The sequence below is a fragment of the Rodentibacter genomosp. 1 genome, from assembly GCF_001999285.1.
GTDB lineage: Bacteria > Pseudomonadota > Gammaproteobacteria > Enterobacterales > Pasteurellaceae > Rodentibacter.
The window spans coordinates 1-1,062 of the sequence record NZ_MLHN01000027.1; the positions used below are offsets into that span (position 1 = coordinate 1).

A 1,062-nucleotide genomic window follows, 5' to 3' on the forward strand; every position below is an offset into this window, starting at 1 on the left:
CGGTTATTGTGATGGCTGACCGTTTTCAAGTGGTGAAAAATGCCCAAGACGGTTCACCAAAACCGATGTTGCGTGTCGAAAACGGAAAAACGGTACTCAATGGCGAACTGATTGCCGATGGCGGCATTACCGCCCGAAAAATGGCGGCGGATTCCGTGAGTACAGCCGCATTACAAGCCGGTGCAGTGCGGGCAAATCACGTTGCGGCAGGGGAATTGACGGCAGATAAATTGGCAATTGGGTTGGGTGGCAATCTCTTGTATAACCCGATTTTTGCGAATAATGGTAATGGTTGGACGATGTATGTTGATTCCTCCAATATGGATAATGCGGATTGGGCTTTTGATAATCTAACAGGCGCATATCAAGGCGGCGCATATTTACCTACCGAACTTAAATTTAGGTGGCAAAGAAACCGCAAAAATATAAATACAGGCAATGTTAGACTAGGTGGGCTTTATCAAGACCTCAAATTGGTGAAAGACAAATATTATTGTTTTTCAGCTTACGTCGGTGCACACAGAGCTTTTATTGATTTGAATATTGAACATGGTTCAACGCAACTTATTAAAAAATCGTGGTCGGGGCGAGGTAAAAGTGGTGGTTATGGTAACAATAATAGTGACACAGGTATCGAAGAAAACCTACGTATCTATATGATATTCAAAGCGACAGGTGATAATGCTACCTATCGTATGATTATCAATATGTGGGCGGAGGGTGCGCAAAATAGCCCGGCTTTAATGATTCGCAGACCGATGCTTGAAGAGTGCTTACCGACCACCAAAGAACCGAATGTATGGCAAAATTCCGGTGTAACATCTATCCACGGTGGCTCGATTGTGACAAACACCATCACCGCTCAACAAATCGCAGCAAACACGATTACATCTAATCAGATTGCAGCCGGTACTATCGCCGCTCGAAATATGGCAGCAGGCAGTATCAATGCCTCGCATATTGTGTCGAGATCGTTAAGTGCGGATAAATTAAATATCTCGAATTTGGCGGCGATTAGTGCGAATTTGGGACGAGTGACTGCAGGAACAATCACGGGGACAA

Annotated in this window: 1 protein-coding gene; it reads left to right on the top strand. The window is 44.6% G+C overall.

Translation table 11 applies throughout. The features are described 5' to 3' along the window. Positions 1-1,062: phage tail tip fiber protein (locus tag BKK54_RS11930; RefSeq protein ID WP_432213702.1), on the top strand; the 1,062-nt coding region annotated here is incomplete at both ends.